The 19,621-nt window shown below is 38.4% G+C and carries 21 protein-coding genes; 12 read left to right on the forward strand and 9 right to left on the reverse strand.

Going from position 1 to position 19,621, the window contains the following annotated elements; genetic code table 11:
- The first annotated feature begins 22 nt into the window (after window positions 1-22).
- The 3 genes from AMET_RS02635 (at window position 23) to AMET_RS02645 (ending at window position 2,092) form a co-directional block, all read left to right on the forward strand.
- On the forward strand, window positions 23-784 hold the full coding sequence (locus tag AMET_RS02635; protein WP_011971659.1) for an energy-coupling factor transporter transmembrane component T family protein: 762 nt from the start codon (window positions 23-25) through the stop codon (window positions 782-784).
- Window positions 781-1,593, forward strand: coding sequence for an energy-coupling factor ABC transporter ATP-binding protein (locus tag AMET_RS02640; RefSeq protein WP_011971660.1), 813 nt, complete (start codon window positions 781-783; stop codon window positions 1,591-1,593). The genes AMET_RS02635 and AMET_RS02640 overlap by 4 nt, the downstream gene beginning before the upstream one ends.
- Window positions 1,594-1,654: 61 nt before the next feature.
- Window positions 1,655-2,092, forward strand: a complete 438-nt coding sequence (locus AMET_RS02645; protein ID WP_011971661.1) for a hypothetical protein — start codon at window positions 1,655-1,657, stop codon at window positions 2,090-2,092.
- Window positions 2,093-2,405: 313 nt separating this feature from the next.
- Here the strand turns inward: AMET_RS02645 and AMET_RS02650 are convergent, their stop codons facing one another.
- Window positions 2,406-3,446, reverse strand: coding sequence for an HD-GYP domain-containing protein (locus AMET_RS02650; RefSeq protein ID WP_011971662.1), 1,041 nt, complete (start codon window positions 3,444-3,446; stop codon window positions 2,406-2,408).
- Window positions 3,447-3,675: 229 nt separating this feature from the next.
- Between AMET_RS02650 and AMET_RS02655 the strand changes: the two genes are divergently transcribed.
- The 4 genes from AMET_RS02655 to AMET_RS02670 all read left to right on the forward strand — a co-directional run bounded on the left by AMET_RS02655 (window position 3,676) and on the right by AMET_RS02670 (window position 6,626).
- Complete coding sequence (locus AMET_RS02655; protein ID WP_011971663.1) at window positions 3,676-4,503, forward strand: Nif3-like dinuclear metal center hexameric protein; 828 nt, start codon at window positions 3,676-3,678, stop codon at window positions 4,501-4,503.
- Window positions 4,504-4,683: 180 nt separating this feature from the next.
- Complete coding sequence (locus AMET_RS24085; RefSeq protein WP_198135382.1) at window positions 4,684-5,406, forward strand: LiaF domain-containing protein; 723 nt, start codon at window positions 4,684-4,686, stop codon at window positions 5,404-5,406.
- A 173-nt stretch (window positions 5,407-5,579) separates the two neighbouring features.
- Entirely contained in the window at window positions 5,580-5,936 is a 357-nt protein-coding gene (locus AMET_RS02665; protein ID WP_011971665.1) for a YcbK family protein, read from the forward strand.
- A gap of 66 nt (window positions 5,937-6,002) precedes the next feature.
- Window positions 6,003-6,626 carry a histidine phosphatase family protein gene (locus tag AMET_RS02670; protein WP_242661377.1) on the forward strand — a complete coding sequence of 208 codons (624 nt, stop codon included), beginning with the start codon at window positions 6,003-6,005 and terminating at the stop codon, window positions 6,624-6,626.
- 108 nt (window positions 6,627-6,734) lie between these two features.
- Here AMET_RS02670 and AMET_RS02675 read toward each other — a convergent pair whose 3' ends face one another.
- Genes AMET_RS02675 through AMET_RS02685 form a run of 3 tightly spaced genes read right to left on the reverse strand, consistent with a single transcriptional unit; the run spans window position 6,735 to window position 7,536 of the window.
- Complete coding sequence (locus tag AMET_RS02675; RefSeq protein ID WP_011971667.1) at window positions 6,735-7,046, reverse strand: YbjQ family protein; 312 nt, start codon at window positions 7,044-7,046, stop codon at window positions 6,735-6,737.
- The gene (locus tag AMET_RS02680) at window positions 7,027-7,251 is read right to left on the reverse strand and encodes a hypothetical protein (RefSeq protein WP_041720270.1); all 225 of its coding nucleotides are present in this window, start codon (window positions 7,249-7,251) and stop codon (window positions 7,027-7,029) included. The genes AMET_RS02675 and AMET_RS02680 overlap by 20 nt, the downstream gene beginning before the upstream one ends.
- A gap of 18 nt (window positions 7,252-7,269) precedes the next feature.
- The gene (locus AMET_RS02685; RefSeq protein WP_011971669.1) at window positions 7,270-7,536 is read right to left on the reverse strand and encodes a YciI family protein; all 267 of its coding nucleotides are present in this window, start codon (window positions 7,534-7,536) and stop codon (window positions 7,270-7,272) included.
- 150 nt (window positions 7,537-7,686) lie between these two features.
- On the opposite strand from AMET_RS02685, the gene AMET_RS02690 reads away from it, so the two are divergent.
- From AMET_RS02690 to AMET_RS02700, 3 genes are all read left to right on the forward strand, one after another.
- On the forward strand, window positions 7,687-8,523 hold the full coding sequence (locus AMET_RS02690) for a Gmad2 immunoglobulin-like domain-containing protein (RefSeq protein ID WP_011971670.1): 837 nt from the start codon (window positions 7,687-7,689) through the stop codon (window positions 8,521-8,523).
- A gap of 63 nt (window positions 8,524-8,586) precedes the next feature.
- Window positions 8,587-8,799, forward strand: a complete 213-nt coding sequence (locus tag AMET_RS02695) for a hypothetical protein (protein ID WP_157047136.1) — start codon at window positions 8,587-8,589, stop codon at window positions 8,797-8,799.
- 316 nt (window positions 8,800-9,115) lie between these two features.
- The gene (locus tag AMET_RS02700) at window positions 9,116-9,739 is read left to right on the forward strand and encodes an MBL fold metallo-hydrolase (protein ID WP_011971672.1); all 624 of its coding nucleotides are present in this window, start codon (window positions 9,116-9,118) and stop codon (window positions 9,737-9,739) included.
- Window positions 9,740-9,903: 164 nt separating this feature from the next.
- Here AMET_RS02700 and AMET_RS02705 read toward each other — a convergent pair whose 3' ends face one another.
- Window positions 9,904-11,190, reverse strand: a complete 1,287-nt coding sequence (locus AMET_RS02705; protein WP_011971673.1) for a nickel-dependent lactate racemase family protein — start codon at window positions 11,188-11,190, stop codon at window positions 9,904-9,906.
- Window positions 11,191-11,529: 339 nt separating this feature from the next.
- On the opposite strand from AMET_RS02705, the gene AMET_RS02710 reads away from it, so the two are divergent.
- Window positions 11,530-12,699 carry a YkvI family membrane protein gene (locus AMET_RS02710; protein WP_011971674.1) on the forward strand — a complete coding sequence of 390 codons (1,170 nt, stop codon included), beginning with the start codon at window positions 11,530-11,532 and terminating at the stop codon, window positions 12,697-12,699.
- Between the two features lie 152 nt (window positions 12,700-12,851).
- Here AMET_RS02710 and AMET_RS02715 read toward each other — a convergent pair whose 3' ends face one another.
- Together AMET_RS02715 and AMET_RS26410 are read right to left on the reverse strand one after the other, a co-directional pair.
- A complete protein-coding gene (locus tag AMET_RS02715; protein ID WP_011971675.1) occupies window positions 12,852-13,805 on the reverse strand; it encodes a threonine ammonia-lyase in 954 nt (317 codons plus the stop codon).
- A gap of 141 nt (window positions 13,806-13,946) precedes the next feature.
- Window positions 13,947-14,909 carry a LysM peptidoglycan-binding domain-containing protein gene (locus AMET_RS26410; RefSeq protein ID WP_011971676.1) on the reverse strand — a complete coding sequence of 321 codons (963 nt, stop codon included), beginning with the start codon at window positions 14,907-14,909 and terminating at the stop codon, window positions 13,947-13,949.
- A gap of 355 nt (window positions 14,910-15,264) precedes the next feature.
- On the opposite strand from AMET_RS26410, the gene AMET_RS02730 reads away from it, so the two are divergent.
- Window positions 15,265-17,433: a bifunctional 2',3'-cyclic-nucleotide 2'-phosphodiesterase/3'-nucleotidase gene (locus AMET_RS02730; protein ID WP_011971677.1), complete on the forward strand. Its 2,169-nt coding sequence runs from the start codon at window positions 15,265-15,267 to the stop codon at window positions 17,431-17,433.
- Between the two features lie 69 nt (window positions 17,434-17,502).
- Here the strand turns inward: AMET_RS02730 and AMET_RS02735 are convergent, their stop codons facing one another.
- Both AMET_RS02735 and AMET_RS02740 read right to left on the reverse strand, forming a co-directional pair.
- On the reverse strand, window positions 17,503-18,660 hold the full coding sequence (locus AMET_RS02735; RefSeq protein WP_011971678.1) for a YibE/F family protein: 1,158 nt from the start codon (window positions 18,658-18,660) through the stop codon (window positions 17,503-17,505).
- A 53-nt stretch (window positions 18,661-18,713) separates the two neighbouring features.
- Window positions 18,714-19,562 carry a helix-turn-helix domain-containing protein gene (locus AMET_RS02740; RefSeq protein ID WP_011971679.1) on the reverse strand — a complete coding sequence of 283 codons (849 nt, stop codon included), beginning with the start codon at window positions 19,560-19,562 and terminating at the stop codon, window positions 18,714-18,716.
- Window positions 19,563-19,621 lie beyond the last annotated feature (59 nt).

Raw genomic sequence — 19,621 nt, forward strand, 5'->3', positions numbered from 1 at the left:
TAGATGTACAAAGGAGTCTTTTATGGTATCCACTAAACCGACAAAGAGAACAGACTATCATAATGGTCACGAAAAATTAATATCTTGGGGGAGAAACTGGGAGACTAGGACCAAAATAATGACTTGCTTTATGACAGCATTTGGTTTAATTGGTTTGGATAAGTTATCACTCCTGATTTTCTCCTTTTCTCTACTGTTGCTCATTGTAATCTCCATGGGATTTTCAATCAAGTATATACTCTCTAAGCTGGTGTTACTACTGCCTTTTCTGGCTTTAATGAGTGTGCCCCTGATCATTGGTCCTGGATTTCCAGTCACCAATGATCGGTTTGTTTTTCCTTTGATATTAACTTTGAAAGCATTATCTGTTTCTTTACTTATGTTTATTATGATTTTAAGTCAACCGCTACAACAATTTTTAAATGCTTTGTCCCATATGCATCTGCCGCCCTTCTTTATTTCGATTCTTTTTTTGTCATGGCGGTATACTTTTGTTTTATGGGATACCTTAAAAAACACCCAAAGTGCATTGGTTTCTAGGCTATTCAATACTTCATTTAGGAAACGTACGTTTAAAACCTATGGAGAGGTTATGGGAGGGATACTCATTAAATCAATTGATAGATCTGAAAAGCTTTATAGAGCAATGATTGCCCGGGGATTTTCAGGTAGAATATCTAGTTCAAAGCCCCAGTCTATTACAAGGTGGGATATCATAAAGTCATTTTTATTTGTGGGTGTGATCATATCACTTAATATCATTGAAAAGTGGTGGTTCGTATGAAGGCAATTATGATCGAGGGGTTGCGTTATAATTATCCTGATGGGACCCTGGCCATAGATAATATATCTCTTACCATAGAGAAACAGAAAAAAATTGCTTTTTTGGGTGCCAATGGTAGTGGGAAATCTACTTTGCTACATCATTTAAATGGACTGATTATTCCCCAGGAAGGGTCCATAAAAATTATGGGAAATGTAATAAACAAAAAAAACATTAGAGAAATCAGAAAAGCAGTGGGAATGGTTTTTGATAATCCTGAAGATCAATTATTTTCCACAACGGTCTATGATGATGTTGCCTTTGGTCCTAGAAATTTAGGTTATGATGAAGACGCGGTACATGACTGTGTTAATAAAGCACTATCCTTGGTAGGGGCAAAAGAACTACAGCAACGGCCCCCCTATAATTTAAGCTTAGGGCAGAAGAAAAAAGTATCCATTGCTGGTATTCTTGCTATGAATCCAGAAATCATGGTGTTGGACGAACCCTTTTCAGGATTAGATCCCTATTCCCTTGAACAACTTTTATGCATATTAGAAAGATTATATAAAGAGGGAAATACATTGATCATTAGCACACATGATGTGGACTTAGCCTATAGCTGGGCTGATGAATGTGTTATATTGAGGGACGGAAAATTATTGGCCCATGGTTCTACCCAGCTACTTGAAGATAAAAGTCTCATGGAAAAAGCCAAGCTACAAGTACCTAATTTATATTCCATTTTTAAAGATACTCCCTTAAGGCCTAAAAATAGTGAAGAGGGAAGGGCGTTATTAGGGAAGTTACTTGAAAAACAGAGTAGATAGAAGTGAATATAGGATATTGAACTATGGATTAAAATAATAATTTCAAGGGGGTTGTTTAATCATGAAGCGTATCAGTATTATTTGTATGATTATATTATTATTTGCTTTTACCGTATCACCGGTTTATGCTCATAAAATGCTTATTGAGCCCATAGAGGATGGGGTGATAAAAGTAAACTACGAGGATGGTAGTGTTTCTAGTAGAACAGAAGTGGTGGTGTATGATTCTAATGGAGCAGAAATTTTAACAGGAAGCTTAGATGAAAATGGCTACTTCTATTATGATACTGATTTAGATGCCACACGTATTGTAGCCGATGATGGGTTAGGTCACCGTGTAGAGTGGCAGGTAGGGGATCCAGCAGTATATAGTAATCATGGCTCCAAGTGGAAGAAAATAAGCTTGGTTGTTGCTATATTCGTGGTCATCGGATCTGTTTTCTTTCTACGGAATAAAAAAGCAAAAGAGAAAGAGTTGTTAGGCACTCCAAGAGACTGAAAATTATGTGGTGATTCTGTAGAATTTACAAACAATCTATTAAAATGGATGTCATCCTTAAATATGAAAGCCACCTTCAAAGGCATGGGACCTGAGGGTGGCTTTTTTTATATAATAGGAAAGTTCTCTTTCCTATTATATAAAAAATAGGGGTTGTAGGGGATGGAATCCCCTGCCCGCTCTCAGGAAGGTGCTCAGCCAGCTTCGCTGGTGTCGAAGGAAACCTAGGGTTTCCTAGCGAAAGCGTCGAAGACGCTTTTTTTATATGATATTTAAATCAAGATTTTCTAAGGAAATGAATCCAAGGCAGATTCTAAAAAACAAGAATATCCAGTATTTTCATTGATGGGGTGACACTCAAGTCAATAAACCTATTACCTATTTTAATCAATGGCTTCATAGGGGAATCTGGGTTTTTGGCAATGATTTCACCAACATCTCCATTTTCCAAGATGACCCTAGAGCCTATATAAAAATCGGATAATTTACTGACAAAGGTTCTAACAATCTTTTGATCAAGTACGCCAAAATAATCATTCATAAGTTCTTCAGCAATTTTTAAAGCAGACTGCTTTCCTTTATAAGGGCGAGTGGAGGTCATGGCATCAAATATATCTGCCACGGCAATGATTTTGCCAAACAAGTGAATTTGTTCTCCATTAATGCCAAGTGGGTATCCTTTTCCATCCTCTCTTTCGTGATGCTGAAGAACGCCTAGGGCGATATCGTGGCTGAAGAGGGTATTCTCTCTAACCAAGTGATATCCATAAATAGGATGTGATTTAATCTCTTGAAACTCCTGGTCATTTAACTTACCAGGTTTAGAGAGGATACTTGGCGAAATTTGTGTTTTCCCAATATCGTGGAGGAAACCAGCATAGATGAGTTTTTTTAGTAACGCATCCTCTAGCTTTAACGATTTTCCAATAAAGGAACAGTAAATTGCCACATTAACGCTATGATGATATGTATACTTGCTCTGATTATTTATCTGTGTGATTGCGTCAAGGGTTAATGAAATGTCGGAGAAACTACTGATGTCATCAATGATTTTTCTGATCTCTTTTAGTTTCAATCGGCTAATTCCTTTAAATCTCACCATAATCCCCTCGGTTGCAGCAATGGTACTTTCATAAAGTTGTGTGGATTGTTGTTGATTTCTTTTCCGTGTGGAGACAATCTCAATGGATTCTTCTTGGATATAAACAGATTTTATCTGCCATCGATTGAGATATTGAATAATATATTGAGATAATACCGTGCCACTAGAGAGAAGCTTGGTACCATTTTTAGCAACGATGTCTCTAGAAGTTCTCGCTCCAGGGGTTAAATGAGTGGTTGGGATAATAGGCAAGTGAATTCCTCCTCTGATTTTAGGATGTGCATCTATATGTAAATAGGACTTTAGTCATGAAACCAATATTATTAATCAGTTTATCATAACTAATTGTCGAAATTATAAAAAAATTGTCAGGAAGTCTAAAAAATTATCTTCTGGGTTTCTTTGTTAATCTCTTGAACTCAACATATAATAGAGTAAGGAAAAGTTTTTAAATTAAATTTATTAATGGGAGGACTGTGTAGTGAATACAAAAGAAATAATGGATATTGCATTAGAACTAGCTGGATTAAATGAAATACCAGCGGATTCTGGTATTATTGTTGAAGGTGAACATATCAAAAAGGTGGCCATTGGTGTAGATATGGAACTGGCAGAGATGCTGCTGGCAAGAGATTTAGGAGTCGATTTAGTCATTACCCATCATCCCTCTGGGGGAAGTCCGAGAATTAACTTACATAAGGTGATGGATAATCAAATAGACAGTATGATCAGGGCAGGGGTACCAATTAACAAAGCACAAAAAGCGTTGAAGGAAAAAAAAGATGAAATAGAAAGGGGACTTCATGTTTCTAACTATGATAGGGCTGTATCGGCGGCTAAGCTATTAAAGATGCCCTTTATGGGAATTCATACACCAACAGATATTCTAGCAGAGCGTAAGGTGCAAGGACTTCTAGATGAAAAGTTGAAGGAGCAGCCCAAAGCAACTTTACAGGATATCATCAAGGCATTGGAAACCCTCCCGGAATATCAAAGAACAATGGCTAAGCCTGCAGTAAGGGTAGGGGCAAAGGATGATTATGCCGGAAAGACCTTCGTCACCATGGCCGGAGGAACAGGCGGTGGTAAGAACGTGATTAAGGCATACTTTGAGGCAGGTGTGGGGACATTGGTCGCCATGCATATGCCAGAGGATGTCATTAAGTCCGTTAGAGAACAAAACATAGGAAATGTTGTTGTGGCAGGGCATATGGCCAGTGATTCTGTAGGGATTAACGAATTTGCCAAGGCTTTAGAGGAAAAGGGCATTGAGGTTATTAGAATGAGTGGGTTAATTGATCCAACATAAGGTGGATTGAAGTGAAATCCTTTGAAGAGTTCTATCTCTTCAGAGGATTTTGCCTTCTATAGCCGAATGTACTGGATTCTCACTGAATATATCTGAATATGATTGCGAGACAAGTCATATAAAGGGTATGATTATATTGTAATAGAATGATAAATTAATATGTGAAGGGATGTGATGGAGATGTCTTTTTTGAAAAGTAGATGGATTGTTGGGGTATTGATTATATTTTTAGGGGTTATCGCTTTGTTAAACAATTTTGGGTTTACTGAACTGAGATTATCGGATATGATTTCTACCTACTGGCCTATTTTATTGGTTTTATGGGGAATTGATGCTTTAATCAGCCGTGGCAGTAAGGGAGAAGTCGTATCAGGGTTGATATTGGTTTTTCTCGGGGTGACATTCATTGGAAGAAATCTAGATTTATTTTATTTAGATCTATCTTTATTCTGGAATCTATTTTGGCCTGTGATCATTATCCTAGTGGGAGTGAGTTTCCTAAAGGGTAGTAACAAGGTGAAAAAATCAAATATGGCCATTATGGGTGGAATTGAAAGAAAAAGAGATCGCTGGGATTTGGAAAGTAGTTCTTATTTTGCCCTTATGGGTGGCGTGGAACTAGATTTAACCCTGGCTAACATACCTGATGAAGAGGTGATACTAGATTTAACAGCCATCATGGGTGGAATAGACATTTGGGTGCCAGATAATATCCAAGTAATTTGTGAGGGAACAAGTATACTGGGAGGGATCGAGCTATTAGATCGTGCCACCGGTGGAATCGTTGCATCTACTAAGGCCAGTCAAAACGGTGATGGAGAAAGTAAGAAGTGTATTAAAATATATAGCCGAGCTATTATGGGTGGGATTTCTGTACAGAGCAAAAAGAACATTGCTATTTGAGAGAAATAAAGAAAACTTGGTTTGGATGGCGATTGACTCTCATCTAAACCAAGTTTTTTTGTATTGACCAATATCATTTTGAACTACTAACTTTTTTTTTCTTAAAACATCTATCATATAAGGGCGGTTAAATAAATGTATTTATAAGCTAAATTTTAAGAGGAGGGAGTTAAATGAATAATATTCAAATTTCAAAAAACTTTAAGTTAAAGGAATTTCAATGTGGAGATGGAGGTTATCAAGTCAGATTAGATAGCCAGGTGTTGAAAAAATTACAGGAACTGAGAGAACAAACGGGAAGGCCTGTTCTCATCAATTCAGGCTATCGAACCCCAAGCTACAACCAGCAGGTGGGAGGCAGTCCTAGAAGTCAGCATCTTTTAGGTAAGGCAGCAGACATCATGGTACCTGGAATGGAATTAGAATCACTTGCAAGGGTGGCAGAGGGAATCGGATTTGGAGGGATTGGCATCTATAGGACATTCATTCATGTGGATGTTCGAAGTGAAAAAGTCAGATGGAAGGGATAGGTTTATGTGATTATCCTCCTATGATATAATGGAGCCAACTAATGGATATAAGGGGGAATTAGGTTGTTGAATCTATATATAGTGCGTCATGGAGAGACAGAATGGAACACCCAAAGAAGAATGCAGGGATGGCAGGATTCTAATTTAACAGAAAGAGGAATAGAAGACGCAAGAGCGCTACATGATCATCTCATAAAGGTTGAGTTTGACAGTATATATGCCAGTCCCAGCAGTCGCGCTTTCAAAACTGCGGAGTTGATTAAAGGAGAACGAAAGCTAAAAATTATAAAAGATGATAATATAAGGGAAATTGGATTAGGAAACTGGGAAGGAAAAACCACTGAGGAGATTGAGCAGATGGATCCAAAGGCGTACCAGCATTTTTGGAAAGCGCCTCACTTATATAATCGTGAAAGTGTAGAAACTTTTACATGTGTTCAAAAGAGAGCATTAAAAACAATAAATAAATTGATAGAAGAGGAGTCTGCAGGTAATATACTAATCGTAACCCATGCGGTAACGGTAAAAACCATTATGGGCCATTTTCAAAAACAATCCTTAGAAAAGCTATGGGAACCCCCATTTATTCAAAATACTAGTGTCAGTTTAATACGGATAGAAAATAATCTGCCTAGCATCGTACTCTATGGAGATACCAGTCATCTTCAGGAGGCATATGAGACTTATTGAATTTCTAAATTAATTAGAGAAAACAATGAAAAAAAGTAGAGATTCTCCAGTAAATCAATTGGAAGGATCTCTACTTTTCTCTTCAGTGATGGGTCGATGGGGGTAGCATCAGACGAATTTAACTGCAGTTCCATAGACCATAATTTCAGCTGCACCACCCATAACGGCACTGGAGGCATAACGGATATTAATTATGGCATCGGCACCTACTCCTTGGGCTTCCGCAACCATTCTTTTAGTGGCTATGGCCCGAGCTTCATTCATCATATCGGAATAAGCTGTCAGCTCACCTCCAACCAAGGTTTTGAACCCACTTAAAATATCCTTCCCTAAATGCTTTGATTGAATGGTAGAGCCTTTTACGATCGTAAGGGTTTCTAGTTCTTTTTTTGAAATGTAATCAGTATTTACTAAGATCATCGTCATCTTCCTTTCGAATTTCTTTTATTCGTTGTATGAGTGTATACCCTAAAGAAGCAATTAATCCAACAAATACGATGCTAATGATTATCGTAATGAGAAGTGGTGCGTTCATACTGTCTAGAACAAAAAGGACACCAAAACCATAGAGTCCTATAAGTCCAGCGATTAAGATAATAATCAGGATGGGAGCTATATATTTCATGAAATCTCTCCTCATTTTTTACTCTGGTAATGTACTTTTCCATTGCTTGAAAATCATTTTACGGGTGTTTTCTTTAATCACAGGATCATTTTCTGCCAGGGTTTTAGCTTCTTCATAGGAGTTGGTTTGATAGATGATGAGGCCTCCTGTATGATCTGTAAAGGGACCCTTAGCGAATATTTTTCCCTCGGCTATGTATTTCTGTAAGTAAGCCTTATGGATATCTAAAATCTGTGCATCCTTTTCAGGATCTAGTATTTCTAAAATGGCTACAAAATATGGCATTGATACACCTCCAAACTATTCTTATTTAAATTGTAATCAATTTAGTACATAAATACAATCCTATTATTGGGAAAAATTAGAATGTAGGTAAATTGGGTAAATAAAATATAGGATCCAATCAAATACTAATGGTAAAAAGGAGGGATTTTATTGAAGAAAATTTTGTTCTTAATAATCAGTGCACTATTGATATTTGCCCTATTAGGCTGTGCCCAAGAAAGCGAACCGCCACCCCCAGAAGAACCCATAGAGGAAGAAGATGTCATAGACAATGGGGAATCTGAGGAAGTGGTACCAGATGAAGCCCATACCATTGAAGATAATTTAAAGGATGATATCGAAATTTTTGGAGAGGAAGAAGTACTGGAAGAAGCAGGAGAATGGTTTGCACAATTTGATGAAGCGGAAGAAGGCGCCTATGTGTACCAGCATCCTGACATGACCTACATTAAAATTAACGCTGGAGAACGAAGAACAGGGGGATATGGCATTCATGTGAAGGACTATGATGAGGATGCGTATCCAAGGCTGGTCACAATTGAAATAAGAGAACCTGGAGAAGATGAAATGGTGACTCAGGCCCTTACTTATCCCTCGATTATCCTAGGAATTGAGTCGGAAATGGCTAGCCAGTACGAGGTACAAACCGTAGACGGGAATGTATTTGACTTAGAGGATAAGTTGGTTTTTGCAAAGTTTGAAATGCCTGAAGCCGATGAAGAGATCGATAATCCTGTCCCAGTGAAGGGAAAAATCATTGCCTTCGAAGGAGCCTTTGTTTTGAGAATTTTAGATGATGAAGAGGAGCTTATTCATGAAGAACACCTACAGGCAGATACTGGAGGACCTAATTGGGGAAGCTTTGATGAAGAAATAGAATATCCGGAACCGGAAACCCAAGGGGGAAGCTTAGAAATTGGAGAATACAGTGCTAAGGATGGCGAATATATAATGAGAGAGAAGATTTCAGTGAAGTTTAATAAATAGCAAAAAACACTCCCTCAAATTACCTTGTATATAAGGAGCCATTATGCAAAAAATACAATCGAGGTGATGAGAGTGAAGAAAAATCAACCTAAAAGAGCCATGGATGAAAACTTTTTCAAAGAAATGAATTATGAGCTAGCCGGAGACATTGGTGCCATTGATAATGAAGATATGGTGAATAATCGAAAGCTTAAGTCAAATCAAACAGAAAAAAACAATGAAAAAGAAAAAGAAAAGATAAAAAACAGGGTAAAGATACCAGATAGCTGTGATTAAACATTGGTGATCCGTTAAGATCATACAAAAATGCACAAAAAGCCTTTCAAGGAAACGATCCCTTGAAAGGCTTTATTTAAGTGCGCCATGAGTCGATGCAGTAGCATCAGACGAATTTTATTTAAGCACTTGAAATTTTAAACAAAGCCCGTTTTAAATTTAAGTGCGCCATGAGTCGATGCGGTAGCATCAGACGAATTTTAAGGATATAATTAAATCTAAAAAAATGATAGAATGAGATGAAATCACACATGGGATTTATGCAATAAATGTTGAAAAATCAGTGCATTATTTAAAATACAGGAGGGATTATAGAATGAAATTTGAAAAAATTGTTGTTGGTATAGAAGAAGCCAATGGGTACATTTTTTATGATGAAAACTCATTGGAAGCAGTTGTCATTGACCCCGGGGACGAAGCAAAAACATTTATGAAGTATATTGACAAAAGGTATTTGAAACCCATAGGAATTATCTTAACCCATTATCATTATGACCATATAGCAGCAGCGGAAGCCTTAAAGAAAAAATATCAATGTCCTATCAATGCTCACAAAAAAGAAATTGATGGATTGAAGGATCCTGAAATTAACTACTCTAAACGGGAATATGCAAAAGAAGTATCAATTACTCCCGATGTGCTGTTATCCCATGGGGATACCATTTCTGTGGGAGCATTGCAACTGGAAGTTATTCATACTCCAGGACATACTCCAGGAAGTATTTGTTTAGCCGTCAAGGATGAAAAGGTTATCTTCACAGGGGATACTGTTTTTAGTGATGCCTTAGGTAGAACGGACTTAGCTGGTGGAAGTGAAGCAATGCTAAGGAAAACCATCAGAAATAAGGTCTCTAAATGGGATGATGATGTAAGGGTTTATCCAGGACATGGAGAATCTGCTTTGATGGCACAGTTAAGAAGTAGAAGAGAGATCAAATAGCAAGTGATTTGATCCTCATTTGATCTGTCCTTCAACTTGTTTGAATTCAGCACCTACTCTTTCGACAAAATCCTGATCCTTGATATAATTTAAGTTAAAACTTATATGATAAATTCTAGCAACCATCTCCCCATCTGATTTCTTGATGTTTCAGTTCACTGAAACTATTTCACTTGTGGTAAGGTGTTGGCGCCCTGAGGCATTAAATGTGTCTTGAGGTTTTTTCCCATCTCTTTATAGGTGAGGGTCAATGCTTCTTCTATGGTTTTTACCACCCTTATGTTTGCCCTTTCCACCAAGGATTGTTCCATTTCCGACACTAGAATTAGATTAAATCTCTCTGCAGCCTCACTGACAAAATATCCAATATACTTTGCAATGGAAAAGTCCTCCCTCAATGCATTCTCTCTTTCCACAACGGTGTCATAGTTTTGAATAATCTCTTGCACATGATCGTTTCCAAAGCCTTCAATACATTGACTAAGAATGATGATCGTACCGCCATCCTTAACAGCTTCCTTTGCATTAATCAGTGTTTTGGAGGTTTGATACAGGTTGATGTCCTTTGGATATCCACCGGCGCTTGCAATAACTAGATCCGCCTTTTCTTGAATTTCAACACCGTCCATTTCTTGCACAACCTGACAGCCTGCCTCATGGGCTTTCACATAGTGGCCAGAGACAGCATGACAGATGCTTCCATCAGCTCCCACAATGACATTTAGCATAAAGGAGGGATTGACAAAGCTTGAAGCCTCTAGCATATCCTCATGGAGGGGATTATCTACCCAGTTTCCACTCCTGACAAGGGGATTGCTTCCTTCTCCAACATTGGGGCTAAGGGATAGGGCATGGTTAGTCATGATTGTATTGTAGCTACAGATTCCAGGAAGGACAGATTTTTTACCCCCTCCCCAGCCAGCCAAAAGATGGAAGACAATGGCACCTGTTAAAACAATATGATCACATTCCATAGCTCGCTTATTAACTGAAACAGGTGTCCCAAAGCTTGTTGTTCCCAAGTAAACTAAGTTTTCTTCATTCAAACAATCATGATCGATTATCTCACATCGAGAAGTTATATCTGCACCAAGTAACCAACTATGTTCTTCCTTTGTATGTCCCCTATGGGAACCTGTAGAGGAGATAAATAAAATGTCCTCGTCTTTAATTCCTGCCTGGTTTAATTCCGCTACAATATATGGAATAAAGGTGCTCATTTTTTGCCAAGCCCTGGTGATATCAGAAAAAACGATACATATTTTTTCACCTGGATGAACGATTTCTCTTAATTTGGGGGTTCCAACGGGTTTTTCTAAGGAATTAAGGATAATTTCTTCTTCAGTTCCATTTATGTTCATAGGATTATTTTTGATAATGCTGAGTAAATGCTCAGCGGGTATAGAAACATTTGTGGAACCAGTACCATATTTCATTTCAACAGTTTTCATAGTAGACTCCCCCTCATATTTATTAATATTTATTAAAACCTGAAATTTCAGTTTAGTGGGTAATTGTTTTTCATTATAAGTCTTCAAAATACAGATGTCAACTGTTATTTTTTTATATAAAATGTTCATTTGAAATGACTTAAAATTTATAAATATACAATAAAATTGTTTAACAATAACAAACTAAAAAGTCTAACAATTCAGATAAATGGAGGAAGTAAGTCATATATAGAGCTAATAAGCTCAGAAGAAGAATGGTTACGTTTTCCTGACATTTGTATTAAGCTCCCTTTAGATATATAATTCATGAAATCACTTTAAAAGAGGGGGTCGCCAAGAATGAAAAGGAATCCGATGGATTTTATGCCAGCTTATTTTACCGTTGCATTTGTATGGTTTACGACACACTTTGGGGGAGGCTTTGCCTCTGGGAGGCAACTTGTTGAATTTTTTGTCCAATATGGATGGTATGCATTGTTTACACCGGTCATTGCCATTGCTATCAATGCCCTGGTATTTTACTATGCATGGGATTTTAGTGTGGCCCATCAAAAATTTCAATATCGAAGCTGGACTGATGCATTTTATAAGCCCTATGAAAGAGTATTTTCTAATCTTTATGATGTTGTATTTAACCTGGTTTTGGTTGTGGCAACTGCAGTAGCCTTTGCTACAGGAGGAGCAACATTGGCTGACGTATTAGGGACACCCTATCTACTCAACACCCTTGTCATTGCAATAATTATGTTTATATTAACTATATATGGGGCAAATATTGTTCGGGCAGCGGCTTCATGGATTGCAGTCATTGTCATTACAGGACTACTGTTTATCTATGGTAGCAATTTAGTTGTGACACTACCAAACCTAATGACAGTGTTAAATGAGGCACCAGCACCAAGGGGGTTCTGGTACGCACTTTGGCAGTCAATAAAATATGCAGGCTTACAGGCTGCTTTACTAGGCGGATATGTTGCAGTAACTGATGTATTGAAGAATAAGCAGGATGTAAAAAGAGCTGCAATTTGTGGGTTCATTTTAAATGCTGGGATTATGGTATTGGCTTCTGCGGTAGTTTTAAGTTACTATCCGACAATTATATCCGAGGCTGTACCGGTGGTTTTTATCATTAGAAATGGCTTTGGGGGTGTTGCTTTAGAGCTATTAGTATCACTTCTGATATTCTTAGGGGTTATCTCCACCGGTGTCAATTTAATCTACGGAGGATCTAAAAGAATTGTCAGTGTTTGGGCAAAGCCTGAAGAAGGTGAAAAAAGCATCAAAAATAAACGTATTATCGCCTCAGGGATCTATGTATTTATTACTTGGTCTATTGCATTAATGGGATTGATCCCACTTGTTGCAATCGGGTACAGCTATGTGGCTTATTTGGCTCTGCCGATTGTTGTGATTCCTGTACTATATAAGGGAATCACTAAACGGGGAGGAGAGAAAGGGAAATCAAATGAATTAGATGCAATGACAGCTGCTGATGGACCTAAGGCATAGTAATTCAGTTGGATCTAACTAAATAGAGATTTACAAAATGTAGTGTTGGCAGAATTTAAAAGCCCTTTGGAGGATGAGGATCCTTCAAAGGGCTTAATTTGGTCTATACTCTCTACCATGGATGGTAGAGAGTATGTTGCCGGTTCTATGTATTATTCTGTTAGTAGTCGTTTCATCAAGGCTGGATCAAGGTTTCCTCCTGTGATGACAATGGCGACATTCTTGCCTTCAAACAATTCTTGCCGGAGCATAATCGCAGCCACACCTGTGGCACTGGAGGGCTCTGCCACTACCTTTTCTTCGGTTAAGAGCATTGCAGTGGCTTGTTTGATTGTTACTTCATCTACTACGATAATGTCATCAATGCATTGTGCTGCCATTTTGTAGGGAATCTCACCAACCCCTCCAACTAAGGCATCACATAGGCTTTCTTCTGAGGGATATTCTAAGTAGCAGGTTTTATCTTCTAAGGATTTCACCATGGCAGGACAGGCAGTTGGCTGCACCCCGATCACCTGAATGTTGGGGTTGATATGTTTGGCTGCAATACTGATGCCTGTAATAATGCCACCGCCACCGATGGGAACAACAATAACATCGATGTCAGGGTTTTGTTCTAGAATTTCCAATCCAATGGTTCCTTGGCCTGCGATCACCATTGTATCTGAACAGGAGTCAATAAAGGTTAACTTTTCTTCTTGGATGATCTCCATGGCAATTTTGTGGGTTTCATCATAATGACGCCCTACTTGGACAACCTCGGCACCATAATAGTTAATTTTTTTAACCTTGGCTAGGGGCGTTGTTTCTGGAACAAATATTTTGACTCTTTGTATGTCTAGCAAGCTAGAGGCATAGCTCATACCAGCTCCATGGTTACCGGATGAAATGGTAGTGACTCCTTTTTTCTTTTCTTCATTGGTTAATGAGGTCATTTTACTTAATACACCCCTGGTTTTAAAGGATTTCATTTTTTGCTGACACTCTAACTTTAAATAAATCTTCATTGTCTTAGTACTCAAACCCATAGAAAAATCTAAGGGTGTGACCGTAATGTAATCTTGAATACGTTCTCTGGCATTTAGTATATCTTGTACACTGATCATTATGATTCCCCCTAAAATAGTAGATAAAATTTCGTAAAAGGATATATATGAGTGAATTATATCTAATTCTTAGAGAGCTGACAAGGGCTTCATAAGCAATGAAAAAGGCTCCTGTTAAGGAGCCTTTTGATTCTACTAGAATCATGGTAGTGGAATACAAATGATTTGCCCAATGATCAAGTTCTGTGGATCAACATTTGGATTCGCTCTTCTAATGGCTTCTACAGTGGTATTGTATTGTATAGCAAGATTATAGAAGCTGTCTCTGAGTTCTATCGTATGTGGAGCTGTTCCCGTAGGACAAGTAGGCGATGGTGGTGTAGTGACTGGAATACAAATTCTTTGGCCGACTTGCAGGTTATCTGGATTAACATTTGGATTTGCTCTTCTAATGGCGTCTACGGTCGTGTTGTACTGTATAGCAAGATTATAGAATGTATCTCCTGCTACAATGGTATGAGGTGTTGTTCCTGTAGGACAAGTAGGTGATGGCGGTGTCGGTGGTACCGGTGGTGCCGTACAATCTACACCAAGTCCAGTCCATGTTCGAGGACCTACAATGCCATCGGCAACGATATTCAAGTCCCTCTGGAAAGCGATGACTGCTAATTGTGTTCTAGTTCCAAAGATGCCATCAATGGGTCCTGGGTCATAGCCATTATCCCTTAAAAGTCGCTGAAGTCGTTCCACATCAGGGCCTCTACTTCCAACTCTCAAAGTAGGGCATGCAGTAGTGGGTGGTGGTGTGTTTCTGGGTACACAAATGACTTGCCCAACCATCAACCTGTCTGGGTTGACTCCAGGGTTAGCTGTTAGCAGTGCATCTAGTGGAATGTTGTTGGTTGTAGCTATGGAATAAAAAGTATCTCCAGCCCTAATGGTATAAGGGACTGTTCCCACGGGGCAGCCAGTTGATGGTGGTGTGCTGATTGGTATACAAATCCTCTGCCCAACCATCAATCTATCTGGGTTGACTCCGGGGTTAGCCGCTAGCAAAACATCTAGGGAGATATTATAAGCTCTGGCTATGGCATAAAAGGTATCGCCAGATTGAATGGTGTAAGAGATTGTTCCGGTGGGGCACGGTGCTTGACTATAGTACATAATTTAACCCTCCTCTTAAAATGATGTGATGTATACTATGACATGATAGTATACTACATTCTATTCTAGTAGAGGAAAGAGGTTCGATAAAGTTTAGAAGATTACTGGTATGAAAATAGGTATTTTTAGTGGCAGGCTGAATAGAATTAATATCATAGAAGGCTTGGCAACTATTTAGTCCAAATAAAGGGAAATAAGTAAGAAAAACAAGCCACAAAGAATAGGATCAATTAGGAAAACGTGTAAAATAATTACATTGCATTAAAGGGTTTATCTATCATTTACCGAAATATAAGAGAGGGTAGTATTTTTACTTATTTTACTTTATTTCAAAAAAAAAGAATGGGGGAAGAAAATGTTACAAAAAGGAAAACGCACATGTAAAAAGGCTTTTAGCAGAACGACGATCATGGTATTGGCTTTTGTTCTAATTTTTGCATTAGTTGCTGTTCCACAGGTTAGTGCAGCGGAAAAAGTTGTTCATGAACTGGTTATTATGGGGACCACTGACATCCACTCCTACATCATGCCCTATGATTATCTAAAGGATGCAGAGGCTCCAAAGATTGGATTATCAAAAACGGCCACACTGGTGGATCAAAAAAGAGTACAACATGCCAACACACTTCTTTTTGATGCTGGAGATGCCATTCAAGGAAGCATGCTAGCGTATTTAGAGGCCGTAGTGGAACCACTGAAAGAGGGGGAAGTTCACTCTACTATTAACGCCATGAATATCATGGAGTATGATGGGGCTGTAATCGGAAATCATGAGTTTGATTTTGGCTTAGATTTTTTACAACGTGCACATGAAGATGCACAATTCCCTATTGTTAGTGCAAATATTTACAAAGTAGGCACTGATGAAACCTATTTTACTCCCTATGTTATTCTTGACAGAGAAGTAGATGGAAAGGCAATTAAAGTAGGTGTAATTGGTTTTGTACCTCCTCAAGTTACTACATGGAGCAAGCTACACCTAGAGGGTAAGGTAGAAGCACGAGAAATCGTTGAAACTGCTGAAAAGTTTATTCCTATGATGAGGGAAGACGGAGCAGACTTAATCATTGCAGTAGGACATACTGGTATTGATATATCTGAAAACGCCAGTGAGAATGTAGGATACCAGTTGAGTCAGGTTGAAGGTATTGATGCAATGATCCTAGGACATCAGCATAGACTGTTTCCTAGTGAAACCTATGCTGACATGGAAGGAATTGATGTTGAAAAAGGACTGATCAACGGGGTTCCAACTATTATGCCAGGATCCTGGGGAAATCACTTAGGATTAATTAAACTAGAGCTTGTTCATCGTGATGGTGTTTGGGAAGTAATAGATTCTCAATCGATTGTTGAAGGCGTGGAAGAGGTAGAAGCAAAACCGAGTATTGTTGAATTTGTTAAGGAAAGACATACAGCAACAATTGAATATGTAAATGGTGCTGTAGGTAGAACAGTTGCAAACTTAAACACCTTCTTTGGTCGTGTTATGGATAACAAGGTAACGAAGCTTGTTAATGATGCACAACTTTGGTATGCAAATAACTTCTTTAAAGGAACAGAGTATGAGGATGCTAATTTGATTTCTTCAACAGCACCTTTTAAAATGGGACGCCAAGGGCCAACCTACTTTACAAATGTTGAAGCTGGTGGAATCGCAATTAAGGATGTAGCGGATATTTATATTTATGACAATACACTTCACGTTGTTAAAGTGAATGGAGAAGAATTACTTCAGTGGATTGAAACAGCCGCTGATAACTTTGAACAAATTGATCCAAGTAAGACGGAGGATCAGGTGTTGTTGGATTATGCTTTTGCAGGATACAACTTCGATGTATTTACAGATATTGAGTATCAAATCGATGTCACACAGCCTTCTGGTAGCCGAGTGGTTAATTTAAGCTATGAGGGAGAACCTGTAACAGCAGAAATGGAATTTGTTGTTGTCACAAACAACTATAGAGCCACTGGTGGTGGAGACCATTTAAAGGGCGCTGAGATCATATTGTCGTCAACAGATGAAAACCGTAACATTATTATTGATTATATTAGAGAAATGGGAGAAGCTGACCCACAGGAAGAAAATAATTGGTCTATTTTACCGATTGAAACTGCGGGAAGACTTATCTTTAGAAGTTCACTTTTAGGTAAGGATTATATCGAGAGTGAAGGATTAACAAATGTAAGCTATATTGGTGAAGAAGAGGGTTGGGGACTATACACCTATAACTTCCCGCCTGTAGTAGCTACTGAGGAAGTAATAGAACCTGAAGTGATTCAAGAAGAAGTGGTAGAGGTAGAAGTAACAATACCCGAAGTTGTACAGGAAGTTGTAGAGGAGAGTGCGACACTGTCTGAAACAGCAAGGGTTCATGTTGTTCAATCTGGAGATAACCTATGGAACATTGCAAGAAAGCACTATGGTAGTGGAACCTATTATTATCAAATTCTTGAGGTAAATCAAGAAATAATTAATCAAGCGGCATTAATTTATCCAGGTCAACAATTAATGCTTCCATAGTATGAATCATTTAATAGAATGCAGAAAAAGAGCATATCGTTATGATATGCTCTTTTTCGTTGTGAGAACTTAAACCTTGTTTTTAATGGGTTTCTTTTGCTGTAAAGCAGGACTGTTATAAAGAAAGCCTGCCGCAATGGCAGTCAATGGAATTGCATAAATCAATCCAATACTACCAGATAAGATTCGGATGACCTCTGTGGCAATGGGCTCCACACTCATAATACGGGATAAGGGCACATCATAAGCACTTAAGACCAGCAGTAGATGCATAGAAGCACCTGTATAGGCTAGGATCAAGGTGTTTGACATGGTTCCCATAATATCCCTTCCTATATTTAATCCTGAACCGATGAGTTCCTTTGTGGTAAGTGAGGGGTTGGCTCGACTGATCTCATCCATGCTAGAAGAGATAGACATACCAACATCTAATACAGCACCCATGGCCCCGATGATCATACCAGAAAAAAGGAGTCCTTGAAAATTAAATCTGGTTCCCTGGGGAAGATACATCAGGGTTTGTGCCTCATTATTTGATAGACCAGTTAGCCTTGTTAAGGAGGTCATGGTTGAAGCAAGAATACCAGCTATAATCACGCCTCCTATGGTACCGATAATGGCTGCATAGGTTTTTCTGTTGAAGCCGCTGATGATAATGAGGGTACTAGAAACAATAATTGACGCAATGACGATGGTGACGATGGTTGGATTAAAACCCTCAAGAATAAGGGGAAGAAGTACTTTAATGACTAGTAGACCCGTAATGCATAGGGTAATAATGGCCTTAGCTCCTTTTTTTCCACCGATCAGCAGTAGAGAAAAAATAAAAAAGAGGGTTAAATACATGAGGTAATGATCCCTTGTTACTTCTCTTATGTAGGCTCTGGACATTTCACCATTGGTAGACTCTATCCATAGTAGGACCCGATCTCCTTCTTGGTAGTAGAAGTCTCTGGCCATGTTTCCTGATAGGGTGTGATCGATGGTGATTTCACTATCCCTAAACTCTCCTTGGGTGACTTGTACTAATACGGATTGCACATCTGTTGTGAAACTACCGTGTTTTTCCTCATCAACCTCCGGAGTTTCAATACTTATAATACGACCTCTAACAACCTCAGATAAAGGTTGGAGGGGGGCGTCTGTATTAGCCCAGCTGACCATAGGAGTAGAGAGAAAAAAGATGATGACAAAGAATATCGTAAAAAACTGTTTTAAAGATCTCATAGCTGTCCTCCTTAGATTAAAAAATGAACTGAAACCATATTATTTAGCTTATACTATTCTGTGTTTAACCTTCTATAATTCAATGGAGAAAAACGTGTCACTTCTTTAAAAACCCTACCAAAATGTGAGATGCTACCAAATCCAACTGCTTCAGAAATATCAATAACCTTATGATTTGTTTCTCTAAGTAAACGCTGGGCTTCTCGAATTCTAATGTTATTGATGTACTCCACAAATGTAAATCCTGTGGCCTGTTTAAAGGTTCTACTTAAATAATACTGACTGACGAAAAAATTTTGAGCAACAGAGGAGAGGGTAAGAGGGGTTTGGTAATTGGTATTGATATATTGAACAATTTGCGATATTTTTTCGTGTACCTGACTTGGGGGGGCTAAGACGTCGTGACGGTTGGATTCGATATATCTACTGGTATAAACTAAAAGATCCATTAAAAGTGCCTGTAGTGCCACTTGGAATCCCGTGGATTGGTGCTCAATTTCATGGATCATTTTATCCAATAGAACTTCCACATATTGTTGTTCAGCTGACAAAAACGGTATCACATAATTGTTGTTCATAAAAAGGCCATCCAACAGTGCAATTACATAGGGTGAGGACAAGAGATAATCTTTACTAAAGTTAAGCAAAACCCGAACATGGTCCTGTGTGTCTGCGTCGGTTGTTCTATGCACATCTTGCCTGTTAATTAAAACCAAGGTTCCTGATTTAACATGGAAAATTCGATCTTTGATAAAATAATGCCGTTCTCCAGATAAGAGATAATAAATCTCGTACTGATCATGGAAATGATTAGAAAGCATTGTATAATGTCCAAATACCTCTCGAGCAGAAAAATGAAAGGAGCGGTCTGGGTAGTCGAAATCTATATTTGTTTTTTTCATATTCATCACCTGCTTCACATTATATCATGCACTGTGAATGGGAAAAAGCAAAATATGCA

The organism is Alkaliphilus metalliredigens QYMF, from assembly GCF_000016985.1.
In the GTDB taxonomy this organism is placed as follows: domain Bacteria; phylum Bacillota; class Clostridia; order Peptostreptococcales; family Natronincolaceae; genus Alkaliphilus_A; species Alkaliphilus_A metalliredigens.

Bases quoted from the DNA above. Each gene is read 5' to 3' on its own strand.
- AMET_RS02635 (WP_011971659.1), top strand. From the start codon at position 23: ATGGTATCCACTAAACCGACAAAGAGAACAGACTATCATAATGGTCAC.
- AMET_RS02640 (WP_011971660.1), top strand. From the start codon at position 781: ATGAAGGCAATTATGATCGAGGGGTTGCGTTATAATTATCCTGATGGG.
- AMET_RS02645 (WP_011971661.1), top strand. From the start codon at position 1,655: ATGAAGCGTATCAGTATTATTTGTATGATTATATTATTATTTGCTTTT.
- AMET_RS24085 (WP_198135382.1), top strand. From the start codon at position 4,684: ATGTCTTTTTTGAAAAGTAGATGGATTGTTGGGGTATTGATTATATTT.
- AMET_RS02665 (WP_011971665.1), top strand. From the start codon at position 5,580: ATGAATAATATTCAAATTTCAAAAAACTTTAAGTTAAAGGAATTTCAA.
- AMET_RS02675 (WP_011971667.1), bottom strand. From the start codon at position 7,046: ATGATCTTAGTAAATACTGATTACATTTCAAAAAAAGAACTAGAAACC.
- AMET_RS02680 (WP_041720270.1), bottom strand. From the start codon at position 7,251: ATGAAATATATAGCTCCCATCCTGATTATTATCTTAATCGCTGGACTT.
- AMET_RS02685 (WP_011971669.1), bottom strand. From the start codon at position 7,536: ATGCCATATTTTGTAGCCATTTTAGAAATACTAGATCCTGAAAAGGAT.
- AMET_RS02700 (WP_011971672.1), top strand. From the start codon at position 9,116: ATGAAATTTGAAAAAATTGTTGTTGGTATAGAAGAAGCCAATGGGTAC.
- AMET_RS02705 (WP_011971673.1), bottom strand. From the start codon at position 11,190: ATGAAAACTGTTGAAATGAAATATGGTACTGGTTCCACAAATGTTTCT.
- AMET_RS02710 (WP_011971674.1), top strand. From the start codon at position 11,530: ATGAAAAGGAATCCGATGGATTTTATGCCAGCTTATTTTACCGTTGCA.
- AMET_RS02715 (WP_011971675.1), bottom strand. From the start codon at position 13,805: ATGATCAGTGTACAAGATATACTAAATGCCAGAGAACGTATTCAAGAT.
- AMET_RS26410 (WP_011971676.1), bottom strand. From the start codon at position 14,909: ATGTACTATAGTCAAGCACCGTGCCCCACCGGAACAATCTCTTACACC.
- AMET_RS02730 (WP_011971677.1), top strand. From the start codon at position 15,265: ATGTTACAAAAAGGAAAACGCACATGTAAAAAGGCTTTTAGCAGAACG.
- AMET_RS02735 (WP_011971678.1), bottom strand. From the start codon at position 18,660: ATGAGATCTTTAAAACAGTTTTTTACGATATTCTTTGTCATCATCTTT.
- AMET_RS02740 (WP_011971679.1), bottom strand. From the start codon at position 19,562: ATGAAAAAAACAAATATAGATTTCGACTACCCAGACCGCTCCTTTCAT.